The organism is Leucobacter alluvii (assembly GCF_039530485.1).
Taxonomy (GTDB): Bacteria; Actinomycetota; Actinomycetes; order Actinomycetales; family Microbacteriaceae; genus Leucobacter; species Leucobacter alluvii.
Genome location: NZ_BAAAOP010000003.1, coordinates 177,667 through 196,397, shown reverse-complemented (window position 1 = coordinate 196,397; position 18,731 = coordinate 177,667). Strand labels below are relative to the sequence as shown.

15 protein-coding genes are annotated in these 18,731 nt (G+C 67.5%); 10 read left to right on the top strand and 5 right to left on the bottom strand.

What is annotated here, in order from left to right; all coding sequences use genetic code 11:
- Window positions 1–10: 10 nt before the first annotated feature.
- From ABFX18_RS02945 to ABFX18_RS02935, 3 genes are all read right to left on the bottom strand, one after another.
- Window positions 11–1,654, bottom strand: coding sequence for an ABC transporter substrate-binding protein (locus ABFX18_RS02945; RefSeq protein ID WP_346057323.1), 1,644 nt, complete (start codon window positions 1,652–1,654; stop codon window positions 11–13).
- A gap of 72 nt (window positions 1,655–1,726) precedes the next feature.
- Window positions 1,727–2,242, bottom strand: coding sequence for a DUF3237 domain-containing protein (locus tag ABFX18_RS02940; RefSeq protein ID WP_346057322.1), 516 nt, complete (start codon window positions 2,240–2,242; stop codon window positions 1,727–1,729).
- The gene (locus ABFX18_RS02935; protein ID WP_346057321.1) at window positions 2,239–3,912 is read right to left on the bottom strand and encodes a CocE/NonD family hydrolase; all 1,674 of its coding nucleotides are present in this window, start codon (window positions 3,910–3,912) and stop codon (window positions 2,239–2,241) included. The genes ABFX18_RS02940 and ABFX18_RS02935 overlap by 4 nt, the downstream gene beginning before the upstream one ends.
- Window positions 3,913–4,105: 193 nt before the next feature.
- On the opposite strand from ABFX18_RS02935, the gene ABFX18_RS02930 reads away from it, so the two are divergent.
- From ABFX18_RS02930 to ABFX18_RS02920, 3 genes are all read left to right on the top strand, one after another.
- Window positions 4,106–4,669, top strand: a complete 564-nt coding sequence (locus ABFX18_RS02930; RefSeq protein ID WP_346057320.1) for a TetR/AcrR family transcriptional regulator — start codon at window positions 4,106–4,108, stop codon at window positions 4,667–4,669.
- 195 nt (window positions 4,670–4,864) lie between these two features.
- Window positions 4,865–5,827 carry an AraC-like ligand-binding domain-containing protein gene (locus ABFX18_RS02925; RefSeq protein WP_346057319.1) on the top strand — a complete coding sequence of 321 codons (963 nt, stop codon included), beginning with the start codon at window positions 4,865–4,867 and terminating at the stop codon, window positions 5,825–5,827.
- Between the two features lie 156 nt (window positions 5,828–5,983).
- Window positions 5,984–7,396, top strand: a complete 1,413-nt coding sequence (locus ABFX18_RS02920) for an aldehyde dehydrogenase family protein (RefSeq protein WP_200331687.1) — start codon at window positions 5,984–5,986, stop codon at window positions 7,394–7,396.
- Window positions 7,397–7,501: 105 nt separating this feature from the next.
- Here the strand turns inward: ABFX18_RS02920 and ABFX18_RS02915 are convergent, their stop codons facing one another.
- Window positions 7,502–9,631, bottom strand: a complete 2,130-nt coding sequence (locus tag ABFX18_RS02915) for a DEAD/DEAH box helicase (protein WP_428833628.1) — start codon at window positions 9,629–9,631, stop codon at window positions 7,502–7,504.
- Window positions 9,632–9,842: 211 nt separating this feature from the next.
- Here ABFX18_RS02915 and ABFX18_RS02910 point away from each other — a divergent pair, with 211 nt between their 5' ends.
- The 7 genes from ABFX18_RS02910 to ABFX18_RS02880 all read left to right on the top strand — a co-directional run bounded on the left by ABFX18_RS02910 (window position 9,843) and on the right by ABFX18_RS02880 (window position 18,219).
- Window positions 9,843–10,628, top strand: a complete 786-nt coding sequence (locus ABFX18_RS02910) for a fumarylacetoacetate hydrolase family protein (protein ID WP_090150230.1) — start codon at window positions 9,843–9,845, stop codon at window positions 10,626–10,628.
- Window positions 10,613–11,419 (top strand): aldolase/citrate lyase family protein, encoded by an 807-nt coding sequence (locus tag ABFX18_RS02905; RefSeq protein ID WP_090150233.1) that lies wholly within the window; start codon window positions 10,613–10,615, stop codon window positions 11,417–11,419. Before ABFX18_RS02910 ends, ABFX18_RS02905 begins: the two co-directional genes overlap by 16 nt.
- 100 nt (window positions 11,420–11,519) lie before the next feature.
- Window positions 11,520–13,055, top strand: a complete 1,536-nt coding sequence (locus ABFX18_RS02900; protein WP_346057317.1) for a fumarylacetoacetate hydrolase family protein — start codon at window positions 11,520–11,522, stop codon at window positions 13,053–13,055.
- Between the two features lie 3 nt (window positions 13,056–13,058).
- Complete coding sequence (locus ABFX18_RS02895) at window positions 13,059–13,736, top strand: GntR family transcriptional regulator (RefSeq protein ID WP_090150238.1); 678 nt, start codon at window positions 13,059–13,061, stop codon at window positions 13,734–13,736.
- A 25-nt stretch (window positions 13,737–13,761) separates the two neighbouring features.
- On the top strand, window positions 13,762–15,261 hold the full coding sequence (gene hpaE / locus ABFX18_RS02890) for a 5-carboxymethyl-2-hydroxymuconate semialdehyde dehydrogenase (protein WP_211648635.1): 1,500 nt from the start codon (window positions 13,762–13,764) through the stop codon (window positions 15,259–15,261).
- Between the two features lie 36 nt (window positions 15,262–15,297).
- The gene (gene hpaD / locus ABFX18_RS02885) at window positions 15,298–16,440 is read left to right on the top strand and encodes a 3,4-dihydroxyphenylacetate 2,3-dioxygenase (RefSeq protein ID WP_346057316.1); all 1,143 of its coding nucleotides are present in this window, start codon (window positions 15,298–15,300) and stop codon (window positions 16,438–16,440) included.
- A 231-nt stretch (window positions 16,441–16,671) separates the two neighbouring features.
- Window positions 16,672–18,219, top strand: coding sequence for an APC family permease (locus tag ABFX18_RS02880; protein WP_346057315.1), 1,548 nt, complete (start codon window positions 16,672–16,674; stop codon window positions 18,217–18,219).
- Window positions 18,220–18,396: 177 nt separating this feature from the next.
- Here the strand turns inward: ABFX18_RS02880 and ABFX18_RS02875 are convergent, their stop codons facing one another.
- Window positions 18,397–18,636, bottom strand: coding sequence for a hypothetical protein (locus tag ABFX18_RS02875; protein WP_428833627.1), 240 nt, complete (start codon window positions 18,634–18,636; stop codon window positions 18,397–18,399).
- Window positions 18,637–18,731 lie beyond the last annotated feature (95 nt).

The window sequence follows — 18,731 nt, the reverse complement described above, 5'->3', positions numbered from 1 at the left end:
GCTCCGCCGGCTACTGCCCGCCGAGGTGCAGCGCCCAGGGGCTGCTGTACACCGCGACCGAAGTGGTGATACCGGTGAGTTCGTCGTTCACGTAGCTCAGCTGATATGCCCCGGCAAGAGTGACCTGGAGCATGTCGGGCGCGAAGATCTGCTGCGCCGCGACGAACTCCTCGGCTGCGGTCTGCTCGTCCGTCGCCGTGCGTGCCGCCTGCATGTGGGCCGTGACCTCGTCGTTCGCGTAACCGCTCCAGTTGAAGACGCCGCCGAGCTCCTCTGGCAGCATGAACAGCGACGGGTAGCCGAGCACTCCGGGGGTCTCGAGGTATCCCTGGGTCGCGACGAAGTCGATTCCCTCGCGAGCGGCGGGGTCGTAGAACATGGCCCCGAAATCGGACGCCTGCATCTCGTTGATCTCGATCTCAACGCCGATCTGCTTCGCGGCGCTCTGCACGATCTGCGCGGTGTTCTTGAACTCGGTCGCGCCGGCGGGCACGGCGAGCACCAGCGGGGCGCTCAGGTCCTCACCGCTCCCGTCGACGAGCTGTTTCGCCGCCTCGAGGTCGACTTCGGGCGCCTCGAGCGCGTCGTACCCGGCCTGGTACACGTCTGCGGCCGCCAGCTCGTGGAAGGTGAACGGCGGCACGATCGTGCGCTGGGGCTCTCCGAGTCCGCTCAGCACCGTGTCGATGTACTGCTGCCGGTCGATGGCGAGGCTCAGCGCACGGCGGATCTCGGGATTGGCCGCGGGCCCGTCTGGCGTCGCGGGCCCGAAGCTGTACGAGGCCGTCGACGGGCCGACGATGAGGCTGCCGGCGCCATCGCCCTCGAAGGCCGCACGCGAGCTCGGGGAGACGTTGAGCGCCCCGTGGATCTCCCCCTGCGTCAGTGCTGTGGCGAGCGTCGACGCGTCCGACACGAAGACGTAGGTGAGGGTCGAGACGAGCGGCGACCCGTTCCAGTAGTCGGGGTTTGCCGTGGTCACGATTTCATTGCCCGGCGTCCAGCCGTCAGCGGCGAGCTCGTACGGTCCGGTGCACATGAGTCCGCCATCGGACGTGCCGAGGTTGTCTCCGGCCTCGGCACCGAAAGCGGCGCTCATCACCGCTCCGCCGCCGCCAGCGAGCGCATCGCGGAATGTGGAGTCGGGCGCGTTGAAGGTGACCGTGACCTCATGGTCTCCCGTCGCCTCGATGCCGTTGACGAGCGCAAAGGCCGCGAACCACTGCGACTCGGGCGAGCGATTGCGGTCGAGGCTGTAGACGACATCTGCCGCAGTGAGAGGCGTGCCGTCCCAGAAGGTCACGTCATCGCGCAGTTCGATGACGAAGGTGGTCGGGTCGGTCCACTCGGCTCGTATTGCGACGCCGGGCTCGACCGAGAAGTCGGGCTGCAGTGCGAGCAAATTGTCGCACAGGTTCGGGATGATGAGGTTCGCCGAGGAGGCGGGGTCGAGCGTCGCGGGTTCACCCTCGACGATCGACCAGGTGACCGTGTCGACGGGAGCTGTTCCTGCCGATGTCGACGTGACGAGTTCGGCGGTCTCGACGCCAGCCGGGGCTCCGGCAGACGAGCTGTCGCGCGGGGCGCACGCGGTCAGCGCGAGCAGGGCGACGGCGCCGACGGCGGCACCGGTGATCAAGCGGGTACGAAGCATGGTGTGTCCTTTCGATGACGCGAGCGGATCATCGATGATCCGGCGCGGTACTGCGGAGGCAGAAGGGAAGGTTTACTGGAGCACGAAGACGCGGATGCACACCTGCCCCGCGTCGTCGCGAGCGAGTCCGATGAACTGGTGCTCCGCGAGCCAGCGGTGGGCGGGAGCATCGGTCTGGAACACGGGGGCGGTGCGAAAGTAGAGACCCTCGGTCGATTCGGGCAGGTCTTCCCCGGATTCCATACGCGCGATCAGCTCGGGGGTCGCTCTGAAGTAGCCGCGATTGAGCACGTCGATGGCCGCGCCGTCGGCGGCGCGGATCAGATACCGCGCTTCGAGCTGCGCGGTTCCGGATCGCGTCACCGCCCAGTCGCCTCCCCCGTTCAGCACCTCGCCCGTGAGGGCGGGACCGTGCACGCTGCCTCCGGTCACCGGCGTGAAGCTGAGCTCCTCATCGACGCCGCGACCGATATGCACGTCGGGGGCGATCGTCGCACGGATCTCGAATACGAACTCGAGCCGGGGCTCGGGCAGTGCTGCGAGGCGCTGCGGATCGGTTCGTCGCGAGCCTTCTGGGGCGGCGTTCATGCGAGCGCTCCCTTCACGACGGGGAGCTCGATTGCGAGTGCATCGCTTCCCCCGATGATCAGCGCCTGCGTGTTCGGCACGGTCTCGACGCCATCCGTCCACGGGTCACGGCCCGTTCCGGGCTGCGGCAGGAACTCGGGGTAGTCGCTACTCGAGACGTGCACACGGAGACGGTGCCCCGATCGAAGCCGATAGCCGATGTGCCCGAGATCGATCTCGAGCGTCGCAGCGTCGCGCGCTTCGTGCAGCTGCTGCTGGCCGCGAGCGATGCGCACGGCCGTGCCGTCGGGAGCCACATCGAGCACGCGCACGAAGCAATCCATGATGGGGCCGGTCGACCGTACTCGGACGCGAGCGCCAACCGGGCCGGCGAGTTCGACGTCTTCTGGCTGCTCCGGCCCGGTGAATACGAGTACGTCGCCGCGCTCGCCCAGCGGCGCCTCGTCGGGAAGGTACAAGAGGTAGGAGAACGCGTCGGGAGCCGTCGACGGCACGAGGTCCTCCGGGTCGTGCATCCACGTGCGCTCGCGGGCCTCGACTGGTTGCTCGGGCGAGAGCCCGCCCTCGACGGTCGCGTAGCGCGTCACGCTCCGCGATCCTGCAGGAGGCCACGCCGGCTCAGTGCGCTCCTCGGCCGTTCCGGCGAGTTGCCAGGTGACCCGGGGAATGTCGACGATCGATCCTTCGCCTCGCACGAACACCTCGAAGAACGCGAGCGCTGGATCGAGGGTGCGCGGCAGAATGGCGCGGATCTGCTGCTCGGTGCGCTCTGCCACACGGTCGCCTTCGGCCTCCACGAACTGATAGCTCTCGTGATCGATCGCCTCGATGCGCAGATAGTGGTGCGCATCCCAAGCAGGAAATTGCTTGATCTCCTCGACGTCGGCCCACGAGAGCGGAGCGCAATTGTCCCACCAGCCGATTGTGTGGAGCACCGGCACGGACCGCCCGGCGAACGCACTGCCGTTCGGGAATCGCGGCAGCGTGACGGGATGCGGCACCCACTGATCGTAGGATCGCGACCGCGCGCCAGCCCACTCCTGGAACGCCTCGGCCTGCGCTTCGAAATCGCGACGGGACCAGTCGGGTTCCCAGAGGAACGTGTCGCTGCCGTGGAAGTGCGTGAGGGGGTACAGGTTCGTAATACCCATCTCGACGGCGCGCACTCGGGTTCCCAGGTCACGGTGCACGGGTTCGCCGAGACCCGTACCGGTGACGCGCGGCGCGATCGCCCTGAGCGCGGGGTGCCCGCTCGCAGCGGCAGCCCACTGCGTGTAGCCGTAATAGCTGTCGCCCCACATGGCCACACGACCGTTGGACCAGGCCTGAGCGACGATCCAGTCGAGCGTGTCCTCGCCGTCGCGCACCTCATTCACGAACAGCAGCGCCTCGCCTTCGGAGCGAAACTTGCCCCGCACGTCTTGCGCGACGACGCGGTACCCGTGCTGCAGAAAGTACTCGGCGACGAGCGGGATGAACGTGTACTCGCCGTTCTTGTCGTACGGCAGGCGGATCAGGATGGTGTCGCCCGGCGAGTCGTCCCTGGTACCGTCGCCCGCGGACGGGAGGTAGACGTCTGTGGCGAGGTGCACACCGTCACGGGTGCGCACGCGCTCCTCTCGAGCGAGTTCGCTCACGGGGGCTGCGCCCAGGCGTTGGTAGTCGGCCATGTCACTCCTTTGAGACGGGTCGAAATCTGCTCTCGCATGAGCGAATTCGGGGGCCAGCGGGTGCCGGTGAGAACAATGTACGATCGAGCTCGATAAATAGTCAAGTCTGACTAGACAATTTTTGCGAACACGAAATACTCGCTAGTCTTCGGGAGTACGACCCGCACCCGTCGCCAGTGGAGAGGATTCTTGAATGGCACGCCCCTCAGTCGCCGACGCCCGCCGCGAGCAGATCATCGAAGCGACCCTCACTACGATGGCGCAGCACGGAATCAGCGGAACCACGCTCGACCGCATTGCCGATACCGCGGGAATGTCTCGCGGTCACGTGCGACATTTCGTCGGCAATCGGGATCGCCTGCTGCTCGACGCCGCGCGCGCCTTCTACGTCGCACCAGCAGTGATTCCCCCCGAGATCGATTCGCTCAAACCCGCCCTCGACTACCTCTTCGGCGAGGAGTTCGCGAGTTCGAGCGCCGACAACACCATCGTGCTCGCCTTCGTCGAGCTCGCCCGATCGTCGGAAGACATCGCAGCGGTGCTCGCCGAGGCCTACGGGTCTGCACGTGAACGGCTGCTCGCCTTCATCGCCGCGGCGTACCCCGATTCCCCCCACGCACAGCACGAGGTCGCCGCGCAGGGAGTGATCTCCACCGCTCTCGGCAATGTGTTCATCGGCGATTTCGACCGTGAGCCGAAGCGCACAGCGCGCTCCCGCAAGGCGGTCGACGCACTGCTCAGCTCGCTGCGGGGGTGAGCGAGGGGCGCGCGAGCGGGGCACGAGCGGGAGCCACCCAGCGGCACGTCCATTGACCAGGCGCGCGAACACGGCAAAGGTGTATTCTCTCGAGCAACGCTGCGAAACACAGAACAGTACGGCCGATGCAGGAACGTCATCGGCTCATGATCGCAGCGTCGAACATAGCCGCCAGGGGTGTCGGAGGGATGACGGATGACCACTGCACATGCGCAGCACAGCTTTGGCCAGCGCTTGCCGCATCAGGAAGCCCACGATCTGCGAACCTTTCGCAGCCTCGTGGCGTCGTCATTCGTTCCACTTCGCGTGTCGAGCGAATCTCAGCGCCCCTTCGCAGCACGTATCGCCTCCGCAAACGCTGATGACGTCGTCTTCACCGAGGTGGCCGCTCGCCCGCATCTCGTCGAGCGCACCTCCGAAACGATCGCCGACGGCGGCAGCGGCTACTACAAGGTGAGTCTGCTGCTCACAGGAAGCAGCATTCTGGTGCAGGACGGGCGCGAAGTGGTCATGCGCCCGGGAGACCTCTCGGTCTACGACACCTCACGGCCGTACTCGCTGCTCTTCGGTGAAGACTTCCGCAATCTCATCATGATGTTCCCGAAGGATCGGGTCGACCTTCCCATCCCGTTCACCGAGCAGCTCACCGCGGTATCGCTCGGGCGGGAGCACCGAGGGCTCGCACCCGTCGTCACCGCATTCCTCTCTCAGTTCCCCGCGCAGCTCACGAGCCTCGATGATCGCGTGCGCGCCAAGCTCGCACACACCAGCCTCGACCTCATCGGCACCCTCTTCTCGAGTATTCTCGATGCCGATCCCGCGCAGCGCGATCCGCACCAGCTCCTGCTTCAGAAGATCACCGCGCACATTGAGCTGCACCTCGGCGATCCTGCCCTCTCGCCCAACAGCATCGCGGCGGCGCACTACATCTCAACGCGCCATCTGCACTCGCTCTTTCGCGAAGCCGACACCACGGTGTCCACCTGGATTCGCGAACGTCGCCTGGATCGCTGCCGTGCCGATCTGCTGGATCCGGTGCTGCAGGATCGCACGGTATCGACCATTGCGGCGCGCTGGGGCTTCACCGACGCCGCCCACTTCAGCCGCATCTTTAAGGCGGCATTCAGCGTCTCGCCGAGCGAGCTGCGCCGCGCATAGCGCTGAGTTCAACGGATTCGCAATCAGGTTCGGAACCCGGATCTTCGCAGCGCGACGGTGTGCCGCGATCGTCAACGGCACTGCTTCGCCAGACAAGCAGCGGCCCCCGCCCCCGCATACCCTGGAGCCACTGACCGGACTCGAAGTGGAGGATCCATGAACACCTACGACAGCCTGCTTGCTGCCATCACACCTGCTGGCGGCGAGACGCGCGAGGTCTTCGACCCGGCGACGGGAGAACGCATCGGCACCGCTCCCGTTGAGGGGCTCGACGACCTGCATGCGGCGATCGATCGCGCGGAAGCGGCGCAACCTGCCTGGGCCGCGCTCCCCGATGCGGAGCGCCAGGCGATCCTGCACCGTGCCGCCGACGCCATCGAAGCCGCTTCCGAGGCGCTCGCCGAGCTGCTCTCGCGGGAACAGGGCAAGCCGCTCAACGGCCCGAATGCACGGTTCGAGGTCGGCGGCTGCGTTGCGTGGACGCGCGCCGCTGCCGATACGCCGCTCCCCGTCGAGGTCATCATCGACGACGAGTCCGGCTATGCCGAGATGCACTACCGGCCGCTCGGTGTCGTCGGCGCCATCTCCCCCTGGAACTGGCCGATGATGATCTCGATCTGGCAGATCGCCCCGTCGCTGCGCATGGGCAACACGGTGGTCATCAAGCCTGCCGAGACGACGTCGCTCTCGGTGCTCGCACTGGTCGCGGTCATGAATCAGGTCCTGCCGGAGGGCGTGCTGAATATTGTGGCCGGCCCCGGGCGCACCGTGGGCGACGCGCTCACGCGGAGCCCGAAGATCAGCAAGATCATGTTCACCGGCTCGACACCGGTGGGCAAGCGGATCATCGAAGCCTCCGCTGCGAATGTCGCGCGCCTCACGCTCGAGCTCGGCGGCAACGACGCGGGCATCGTGCTGCCCGACGTGGATCCCGCTGCCATCGCAGAAGATCTCTTCTGGGGGGCCTTCATCAACACGGGCCAGACGTGCGCCGCACTGAAGCGGCTCTACGTGCACGACTCCGTCTACGACGCGGTGGTCGACGAGCTCGCGAAGTTCGCAGCGAACGTGCCCATGGGCGTCGGGCTCGACGAGCAGAACGTGCTCGGCCCGCTGCAGAACCGTGCGCAGTTCGACGAAGTCGACCGCCTGGTCGAGTCGGCGAAGGCGTCGGGGGCTCGGGTCGTGCTCGGCGGGGAGCCGGATCGCGACGCGGTCGGCAACTTCTATCCGACCACGCTCGTCGCGGACATCGATCCGCACAACGACCTGGTCGTGGAGGAGCAGTTCGGCCCGGCCCTTCCCATCATCCGATACTCAGATCTCGACGAGGTCGTGAAGCTGGCGAATGAGCTCGAGTTCGGTCTGGGTTCATCGGTGTGGTCGTCGGATCGCGCACGGGCGCTCGAGGTCGCCGCACGCATGCAGGCCGGCACCACGTGGATCAACTCGCACGGAGGGCTGCATCCCATGATCCCGTTCGGTGGTGCGAAGCAGTCGGGGTACGGGCGCGAGTTCGGCGTCGCCGGCCTGAAGGCCGTCGCCGAGCCGCACGTCATCAGCGGCTGAGGCCGGCGGCGCCCCCGGTCACAGCACAGCACCCCTGCCGCTCCGGCGCACGCGCAGAACGCGTGTGCAGTGGAGCGGCAGGGGTGCTGTCGTCAGGTTTCTCAGTTACCAGCGCGGCTTGCGCTTGCCGTCGGCGCGGCCTGCGCCGCCGTCACGGTTTCCGCCGTACCCGCCATCGCGTCCGCCGCGATCGTCACGGCTGCCACCGTAGCCGCCGCCCGAGCGTCCGCCGCGATCATCGCGGTTTCCGCCGTAGCCGCCACTGGAACGGCCGCCCCGGTCGTCACGGCTTCCGCCGTACCCGCCATCGCGTCCGCCGCGATCGTCACGGCTGCCACCGTAGCCGCCGCCCGAGCGTCCGCCGCGATCATCGCGGTTTCCGCCGTAGCCGCCACCGGAACGGCCACCCCGGTCATCGCGGTCGTAGCCGCCGCGCGCGCCGCGGTCGTACCCGCCGCGTCCGCCGCGATCATCGCGACCTCCACGACCGCCGCGGTCGTCGAATCCCTTGCCGCGCGGGCCCGGGCCGTTGTCTTCGCGGAGCTGGATCGACTTGCCGCCGATCTGCGTGTCTTCGAGACGCGCGACCGTTTCTGCGGAGAGCTTGGCCGGGAGCTCGACGAGCGAGAAGTCGTCGCGCACCTGGATGCGTCCGAAGTCATCGCGGGTCAGCCCGCCCTCGTTCGCGATCGCGCCGATGATCTGGCCGGGCTGCACGTTCTGGCGGCGCCCGACCTCGATGCGGTACATGCGCAGGTCGTCGCGGCGCTCGCGCGGTCCGCGATCCTCACGGCCTGGACGGTCGCCTCGACCGCTCCCCGAATCCTCGAGGAACTTCGCGGCCTGCTTGCGGTCGCGCTCGAACTTGCGGTCATCGTCTTCGGTCAGCAGCAGCGGGGTCTTCCCCTGAGCGACGACCGCGAGCGCAGCTGCGACGTCGGTCTCGGGTACGTCGTGGTGGCGCACGTAGTGGGAGATGATGTCGCGGAAGGCATCGATTCGGCGGGTTTCGCCGAGAGCCGACGTGATCGCGTCGTCGAAGCGAGACAGTCGCGTTGCGTTCACCTCGTCGATCTGCGGCAACGGCATCTGCGTGAGCGGCTGCTTGGTCGCCTTCTCGATCGCCTTCAGCAGGCGCTGTTCACGAGGGGTGACGAAGCTGATCGCATCGCCGGTGCGACCGGCGCGGCCGGTGCGGCCGATGCGGTGCACGTACGACTCGGTGTCGATCGGCAGATCGTAGTTGATGACGTGGCTGATGCGCTCGACGTCGAGGCCGCGGGCGGCGACGTCGGTGGCGACGAGGATGTCGAGCTTGCCGTCCTTCAACGCCTGCACCGTGCGTTCGCGCTGCGCCTGCTGGATGTCGCCGTTGATGGCGGCGGCGGAGTAGCCGCGAGCGCGCAGCTTCTCGGCGACCTGCTCGGAGTCACCGCGCGTGCGGGTGAAGACGATCATGCCGTCGAAGTCCTCGACCTCGAGAATGCGGGTCAGCGCGTCGAGCTTCTGCGTGTACGAGACGACGTTGTAGCGCTGCGTGATGCTGGAGCTCGTCTGCGTCTTGCCCTGGATCTTGATCTCGCGGGGGTCGTTCAGGTACTGCTGCGAGATGCGACGGATGGCGGCGGGCATGGTCGCCGAGAAGAGGGCGACCTGCTTCTCCTTCGGGGTGTCGGCGAGAATCGTCTCGACGTCCTCTGCGAAGCCCATCTTGAGCATCTCGTCGGCCTCGTCGAGCACGAGGTACTTGATCTGCGTCAGGTCGAGCGAACCGCGCTTGAGGTGATCCATGATGCGGCCGGGGGTGCCGACGACGATGTCCACGCCGCGACGCAGCGCGGAGAGCTGCTGGCCGTAGGCCTGGCCGCCGTAGACGGGGAGGAGGTGGACTTCGGGCAGGTGCGTGGCGTAGCTCTCGAACGCCTCGCACACCTGGAGCGCGAGTTCACGAGTAGGTGCGAGTACGAGGGCCTGGGGAACGCCCTGGCCGGGGGTGATACGGGAGAGGATCGGAAGTGCGAAGGCAGCGGTCTTGCCGGTGCCGGTCTGCGCGAGGCCGACCACGTCTGCTCCCTCGAGGAGCGTGGGGATCGTGGCGGCTTGGATTGCAGAGGGCGTTTCGTATCCCACATCCGTCACTGCGCGGAGAACCTCGGGCGCAAGGCCCAGGTCGGCGAAGGTCGTGCGCTCGCCCTCGGATTCGGTGGGGGCGGCGTTTTCGGAAGAGGTCATCATACTATTCTACCGCGTTTCCTCGTCGCTGGAGTGACGCCGTCATATCGACACGCAACCGGCGCCGAACCGCCACCGCCGATTAACCCGATTCGCACCGGCGCTCACCGGCGCTCACCGCTGCGCCCCACCGCGGCCCGGCCTCCGCGAACCCTGGCGCGCGCACCGGAAGATCGTATACGATTTACACCACACGCCAGACAACGGAGGTCACGTGCTCGAGCAGACGCAGATTGCAGCCATTGCAGACGAACTGGTGCAGGCGGACAAGGATCGCGCGATCCTCCCCCGACTGACCACCCGGTACCCCGACATGGTGATCGAGGACTCGTACGCCATTCAGAAGGAGTGGTCGGATCGGCGCATCGCCGCCGGGGCCCGCCTCGTCGGCCGCAAGATCGGCCTCACCTCGAAGGTGATGCAGGTCGCCACCGGCATCAGCGAGCCCGACTACGGAGTCATCCACGACGACATGGTGCACGAGTCAGGGGCCGCCATCGAGTTCGACAGGTTCTCGAACGTGCGCATCGAAGTGGAACTCGCATTCGTACTCGCGAAACCCCTCACGGGGCCGAACGTCAACCTGTTCGATGTGCTCGACGCGACGGCCTACGTGGTGCCCGCGCTTGAGATCCTCAACTCCCATCTCGAACTCGAGGGCCGCACCATCGTCGATACGATCAGCGACAACGCCGCCATGGGAGCCATGGTGCTCGGCGGTCGTCCGGTGAAGGTCGACGAGGTCGACCTCACCTGGGCGAAAGCACTGCTCTACCGCAACGAGACGATCGAGGATTCCGGGGTCGCGGGTGCCGTACTCGGGCACCCGGCACTCGGGGTGGCCTGGCTTGCGAACAAACTCGCGCAGCACGGCCAGACGCTCGACGCGGGCGAGATCATTCTCGCTGGGTCGTTCACCAAGCCCATGTGGGTCGAGCGCGGGGACACCGTGCACGCCGACTACCACGAGCTGGGGTCGGTGACATGCCGCTTCATCTGAGTCTCCCCGAGACGCTCCGCGAGCGACTCGCCGCATCGGACCGCGCCCTGATCGGCCTCTGGGCGTCGGCGAGCAGCCCGGTGACGGCCGAGATCGTCGCCGGCAGCGGTTGCGACTGGGTGCTCCTCGACGCCGAGCACTCCCCCAACGGGCTCGAGTCGGTGCTCGCGCAGCTGCATGCGATGTCGGCGTATCCGGTCGCACCGCTCGTGCGCGTCCCGTACGGCGACACGGTGACGATCAAGCAGTTCCTCGACCTCGGCGTGCAGAACCTGCTCGTTCCGATGGTGGACTCGGCGGCACAGGCCGAGGAGATCGTTCGCGCCGTGCGCTACCCGCCGCGCGGGGTGCGCGGCGTCGGGTCGGCTCTCGCCCGCTCCGCGAGGTGGAACCGCGTCGATGACTATCTGCAGCACGCAGACGAGACGATCAGCCTCACCGTTCAGATCGAATCCGCCGCGGCGGTCGCCGACGCAGACCGGATTCTCGCGGTCGACGGCGTGGATGCGATCTTCATCGGCCCGTCGGACCTCGCAGCTTCCATGGGCCTGCTCGGACAGCAGAATCATCCCGATGTGGTCGAGGCGGTGCTCGGCACGATCCGACGGGCGATCGCGGCGGGCAAGCCGGCCGGCGTCAACGCCTTCGTGCCCGAAGACGCCGAGCGGTACGTCGAGGCCGGCGCATCGTTCGTCGCCGTCGGAGCCGACGTCGCCATCCTCGCGCGACAGACGGAGGCACTCGTCGCGCGCTTCAGAGGCGATGACGAGTCGAAGCGCGCCTCCTACTGAATGGAGAGCGCCGCTCGCAGGCCCCGGCGGGGGCTCCGCCCCTTGGCAAGCCGGCGCATATCGTATACGATTTCAGATATAACCGAGAAGTGAGGTCACGATGACATTCGGAATCGCAGAACTGGGCATCCACACGCCCGGAAAAATCATCGCCGTGCACCTCAACTACCCGTCGCGGATCGCACAGCGCGGCCGCACGCCGAAGCACCCGTCGTACTTCCTGAAGCCGGCGTCGTCACTGGCACCGACCGGCGGCACCGTCGAACGCCCGGCCGGCACCGAGCTGCTCGCGTTCGAGGGCGAGATCGCGCTCGTCATCGGTGCGCCGGCACGCCGCGTCTCTCCCGAAGACGGCTGGAAGCACGTCGCCGCCGTCACCGCTGCGAACGATCTCGGTCTCTACGATCTGCGCTCGGCCGACAAGGGCTCGAACCTGCGCAACAAGGGCGGCGACGGCTACACCCCGATCGGCCCGCGCGCCATTCCGACTGAAGGAATCAGTGCGGACGCCTGGCGCGTGCGCACCTGGGTCAACGGCGAGCTCGTGCAGGACGACTCGAGCGCAACCCTGGCGTTCCCGTTCGGGCAGCTCGTCGCCGATCTCTCCCAGCACCTGACGCTCGAAACCGGTGACGTGATCCTGACCGGCACACCCGCTGGCTCCTCGGTCGTCGTGCCCGGCGACGTCGTCGAGGTCGAAGTCGATGCCCCGAATGCTCCCGGCGCTCCGAGCACCGGCCGGCTCGTGACCACGGTGACCCAGGGCACGACCCCGTTCGGAGACTTCGGCTCGCAGCCTCAGGTCGACGACTTGCAGCGCATCGAAGCCTGGGGCAGCGAGGAGGAGCACGCTGCAGCCGTCGAGGCCGGACGAGCGACACCGCTCTCCGCTCCGCTCGAGAGCGAAGGCGACGCGTCCGGGCCGGAGTCGCCTCTCACCGACGACATTCGCGCCCAGCTCGACGGCGTCGCCGTGGCCACCGTTTCGGCCGCCCTGCGCAAGCGCGGGTACGTCGACGTCTTCATCGACGGGGTGCACCCGAACCACGAGGGCGACACGATCCTCGGCACCGCGAAGACCCTCCGCTTCATCCCGTTCCGCCCCGACCTCTTCGCAGCGCACGGGGGCGGGTTCAATGCCCAGAAGCGCGCGTTCGACACGGTCAATCCGGGTGAGGTGCTGGTCGTCGAGGCTCGCGGCGTGCCCGAGACCGGCACCGTCGGAGATGTGCTCGCACTGCGCGCGCAGGTGCGCGGGGCGGCCGGAATCGTCACCGACGGCGGGGTGCGCGACTTCGCGGCGGTGCAGCAGTTCGACATCCCCGTCTTCTCGCAGGGCGCTCACCCGAGCGTGCTCGGCCGGAGGCATGTGCCCTGGGAGGTCGATGTGACCATCGGCTGCGGCGGCGCCGCGGTGCAGCCGGGAGACATCATCATGGGCGACCGAGACGGTGTCATCGTGATTCCGCCGGCCCTGATCGCCGAGGTCGCGGCCGAGGCCGCTGCCCAGGAGGAGGCCGACGCCTGGGTGGCCGAGCAGGTCGCCGCCGGCGCCCCGGTCGACGGGCTGTTCCCCATGAACGCCGAGTGGCGCGCGAAGTACGAAGCCGCGCGCGCCCAGAAGGCGGAGCGCTGACCCATGGGAGTCGAATCGAAGTCGGAGCAGGCGTACCGGCTGATCCGCTCGCGCATCGACAGCGGTCAGTACGTGCCCGGGTACCGACTGGTGCTCGCACCGATCGCCGCCGAGCTGGAGATGTCAGTGGTGCCCGTACGTGAGGCGATCCGGCGCCTGGAAGCGGAGCAGCTCGTCACCTTCGAGCGCAACGTGGGGGCGCAAGTCGCACTCATCAAGGAGACGGAGTACCTGCACACCATGCAGACACTCGCACTCGTCGAAGGATCGGCGACCGGTCTCGCCGCTCCCGACATCACCGCCGACCAGATCGCGCGCGCTCGCGCCATCAACGACCGCATGCGCGAGTCGCTGTCGGGTGCGTTCGATCCCCAGCGATTCACCGCGCTCAATCTCGAGTTTCACAGCGTGCTCTTCGAGGCGTGCCCCAACCCCCACATCCTCGACCTCGTCCACCGCGGCTGGAACCGCATGAACGTACTGCGCAACTCGTCGTTCAGCTTCGTTCCCGCCCGCGCAACGGAATCCGTCGACGAGCACGAGCAGCTCCTGCGCCTCATCGAGCGACGAGCGGAACCACTCGAGATCGAACTCGCAGCGCGCGCTCACCGCACGGCGACGCTGGACGCCGTGCTCGCGTACACCGAAGAACATCACCACCAGCAGCACCCCGCGGCCTGACCGCGGCCCACTTGGAGGAAAACGCATGACGCACCAGAAGCCCGCAGGGCTCCCAGACCGCATCCGCCATTTCATCGACGGCGAATTCGTCGACTCGGTGGGAGGCGAGACGTTCGACGTGCTCGATCCCGTCACCAACGAGAACTACATTCAGGCCGCCGCCGGCCAGCAGGCCGATGTCGACCGTGCCGTCGCCGCGGCGAAGCGCGCGTTCCAGGAGGGCCCCTGGCCGAAGCTCCTGCCCCGCGAGCGCTCGCGCGTTCTGCACAAGATCGCCGACATCGTGGAATCCCGCGACGCGCAGCTCGCCGAGCTCGAGAGCTTCGACTCCGGTCTGCCGATCACGCAGGCGAAAGGCCAGGCGCGCCGCGCCGCCGAGAACTTCCGCTTCTTCGCCGACCTCATCGTCGCTCAGCACGACGACACCTTCAAGGTGCCCGGCCGCCAGATCAACTACGTGAACCGCAAGCCGATCGGCGTCGCCGGACTCATCACGCCGTGGAACACCCCGTTCATGCTCGAATCCTGGAAGCTGGGCCCCGCGCTCGCGACGGGGAACACCGTGGTCCTCAAGCCCGCCGAGTTCACGCCTCTCTCGGCATCGCTCTGGGCGGAGATCTTCCGCGAAGCCGGAGTGCCCGACGGCGTCTTCAACCTCGTCAACGGCCTCGGCGAGGAGGCCGGCGACGCGCTGGTCAAGCACCCCGATGTCCCGCTCATCTCCTTCACCGGAGAGAGCAGCACGGGATCGCTGATCTTCGGCAACGCAGCCCCCTTCCTCAAGGGCCTCTCCATGGAGCTCGGCGGGAAGAGCCCAGCGGTCGTCTTCGCCGACGCCGATCTCGAAGCCGCGCTCGACGCCACCGTGTTCGGCGTCTTCAGCCTGAACGGCGAGCGCTGCACCGCTGGCAGCCGGATCCTCGTGCAGCGGGAGATCTACGACGAGTTCGTGGAGCGCTACGCCGAGCGCGCCAAGAACGTGGTCGTCGGCCTGCCGTCCGACCCCGCGACCGAGGTCGGGGCGCTCGTCCACCCCGAGCACTACGACAAGGTGATGAGCTACGTCGAGATCGGCAAGGGCGAGGCCCGGCTCGTCGCCGGAGGCGGGCGCCCCGAGGGATTCCCCACCGGCAACTACGTCGCGCCGACGGTGTTCGCCGATGTCTCCCCCGACGCGCGGATCTTCCAGGAGGAGATCTTCGGGCCCGTCGTCGCGATCACGCCGTTCGACACCGACGAGGAGGCGCTCGAGCTCGCGAACAACACGAAGTACGGTCTCGCCGCGTACATCTGGACCTCGAACCTGAAGCGCGCGCACAACTTCTCGCAGTCGGTGGACGCGGGAATGGTGTGGCTCAACTCGAACAACGTCCGCGACCTGCGCACCCCGTTCGGCGGCGTGAAGGCCTCGGGTCTCGGGCACGAGGGCGGCTACCGCTCCATCGATTTCTACACCGATCAGCAGGCCGTGCACATCACGCTCAACGAAGCGCACTCGCCCAAATTCGGCGTCGTCGCTCCGTAACCGGCCGGTCGTCAGGGAATCGCAAGGAGGCACACCATGGCAAAACTGAATGAAGAAGACAAGCAGTCCGCGGGATTCTGGGTGACGAAGGAGGCTCCGATCATCTCGGACGATCCGATCGCCGCCCCGACGTCACCCGCACCCGACATCCTGCGCTGCGCGTACATGGAGCTCATCGTCACCGACCTCGCCGCATCGCGCGAATTCTACGTCGATGCTCTCGGGCTCTACGTGACGACCGAGGACGACGAGGCGATCTACCTCCGTTCCACCGAGGAGTTCATCCACCACAACCTCGTGCTGCGCAAGGGACCGGTCGCCGCGGTCGCCGCGTTCTCCTACCGCGTGCGCACTCCTGAGGATCTGGATCTGGCCGTCGCCTTCTACGAGGAGCTCGGCTGCGAGGTGCGTCGCAACCCGAACGGCTTCGTACGAGGCATCGGCGACTCGGTGCGCGTGGTGGATCCGCTCGGGTTCCCCTACGAGTTCTTCCATCAGACCGAGCACACGGAGCGCATGTCCTGGCGCTACGACCTGCACGTGCCGGGTGAGCTCGTGAGACTCGACCACTTCAACCAGATCACGCCCGATGTGCCGCGCGCGGTGGGGTTCATGCAGAATCTCGGCTTCCGCGTCACCGAGGACATCCAGGACAACGAGGGCACCGTGTACGCGGCGTGGATGCGCCGCAAGCCGACGGTGCACGACACGGCGATGACGGGCGGTGACGGGCCGCGCATGCACCACGTCTGCTTCGCGACCCACGAGAAGCACAACATCCTGGCGATCTGCGACAAGCTCGGCGCGCTGCGCAAGTCGGACAGCATCGAGCGCGGCCCGGGCCGCCACGGCGTCTCGAACGCGTTCTACCTCTACCTGCGCGACCCCGACGGCCACCGGGTCGAGGTGTACACCCAGGACTACTACACCGGGGATCCCGACAACCCCGTCGTCACCTGGGATGTGCACGACAATCAGCGCCGCGATTGGTGGGGGAACCCGGTCGTGCCGTCGTGGTACACCGACGGGTCGCTCGTGCTCGATCTCGACGGCAATCCGCAGCCGGTCGTCGCGCGTACCGATAGCTCCGAGATGGCCGTGACCATCGGCGCCGACGGGTTCTCGTACACCCGCGACAGTGAGGGCGAGAAGGGCTTCAAGCTCGGCAACACCCTCTGAGTACTGATGCAGGATCCGGGCCGGGGCGCAGTGCGCCCCGGCCCGTCGCCGTTCCCGCTCCCGCACATCTCCCCGACTATCCATCTGGACAGCCTTGCGCGCATGTCCAGGTCCCCTGCGCTCCACGCATAGCCCCTCTCGCCCCGCGCTTCTTAGACTCGTCAGCGCAGCGGGCTGTCGTACCTCGCCCCCGCACCGGCAACGCCGCCATTTGTGAGAGGAAGTACCCCGATGAGCGCACCGAGCACCGCGCCCCGGTCCGAGACCACCGCCGCCGAGCACGACCCAGGCCTGAGCCGCCGCACACTCGGCGTCCCCGCGATCACCCTCATGATCATCGCCGCCTCCGCGCCGCTCACCGTCATCGCCGGCGGCGTCACGACCTCGTTCGCGGTCACCGAGTCGCTCGGAGTGCCGCTCGGGTTCCTGCTGATCGCCGTGATTCTCACCGTCTTCGCCGTGGGGTACACCGCCATGGGACGCCACATCACCAACGCCGGCGCCTTCTACGCGTACATCTCTCAGGGTCTCGCGCGCCCGCTCGGTGTCGGCGCCTCCCTCATCGCGCTCGTCTCGTACAACGCCATGCAGGTCGGCATCTACGGCCTCTTCGGGTTCCAGCTCTCCATGTTCCTCGAGGCGAAGTTCGGCTTCGCGTCGCCCTGGTGGCTGTGGATCCTGCTCTGCATCGTGGTCGTCGGCGTGCTCGGCGTGAACCGCGTCGATCTCTCCGCGAAGGTGCTCGGCGTGCTCGTCGGGCTCGAGTTCCTCGTCGTCATCCTCTTCGACATCGTCTCGTTCGGGGCTGCCCCGGAGGGCGCCTCCGCAGCCGCGCTCGACCCCACCGCGCTCTTCGGTCCGGCGCTCGGCATCATCCTGGTCTTCGGCGTCGCCGCCTTCATGGGCTTCGAGGGCGCGGCGATCTACGGTGAAGAGGCGAAGGATCCGAAGCGCACCGTGCCCCGCGCGACCTACGCGGCGATCGCCATCATCGGCATCTTCTACGCGTTCAGCGCGTGGGCCTTCTCGGTCGGCATCGGCCCCTCGGCGATCGTCGGCTCTTCCCAGGAGTTCGGCCCCGACCTCATGTTCGTGTTCATGACGGATCAGACCGGAGTGATCGTCTCCGACATCATGACGCTCCTCTTCCTGACCAGCCTCTTCGCCTCACTGCAGGCCTTCCACAATGCGGTCGCCCGCTACTTCTTCTCGCTCGGCCGCGAAGGGGTGCTGCCCGCCTGGTTCGCACGCACCTCGCGAGCCGGCGCACCTTGGGCCGGCTCCGTCGCGCAGACCGTCATCGCCGTCATCGTCGTCATCGCGTTCGTCCTCGGCGGCGAGGTCTTCGGAGGAGCCGCAGGACTCGGAGACTCCGCGTTCCTCTTCCCCGTGCTCACCATGTTCACCTGGCTCACGAACACGGGAGCCATGGGCCTCGTGCTCCTCATGGCGATCACCGCCATCGCGGTGATCGGCTACTTCGCCCGTGATCGGCGCGGGCTCAGCATCTGGGTCACCGTCATCGCGCCAGCGGTGTCAGGCGCAGCGCTGCTGTGGGTCTTCATCATGATCATGCAGAACTTCCCGCTGATGCTCGGTCAGACCGAGCCCGATGCGACGACGTTCCTCCTGCCCGGCATCGTCTTCGCCGCCGCCATCATCGGGATCGTCTGGGCGCTCGTCATGCGCTCGCGTTCGCCGCAGCAGTACGCGCAGATCGGCCACGGCACCGAGCCGGGCGCGTACGGCACGAAGCTCGTGGACGTCGTACCGGAATAGGCCAACCCGCTACTCGTCACCGACCCCCCTCCCGGCGCTCCGGTAGGGGGGTCGGTGCGCCGGTGGGCGCCGTCTCAACTCTCCGCGTCGCCGCCGAACTGGCGGACCTCCTGCGGGCATCGGCACGCCCGAGCGAAACGCGCCGCCCATTCGAGCGCGACGTCGCGAGACGGAGCCTCAATCACGGTGAACCCTCCGGTGAGGGGGGCGGGTCTCGGGGGAGGCCCCCGGCAGCACGGTTCCGTCTGCGTCGACCCTCACAGGCGCGACCGCTTCATCGATGCCTCCGCCGAACACCCACACACCGGCAGATTTGGCCTCACGCACGACCGCATGAGAGTCGGCGACGACCTGCGGGAACTCAGCGTCTGACACCACCATCGCGTCGCTCGGAAACGAGATCAAGTACTTGGACATGGCGGCCTCCTCCGTGCAGTGATGCGCCCATTCCACCACTCCGCGCACGAAAACGCGATGCGTTGTGCCAAGCCGCGCCCCTCGCTGCGCTCCGT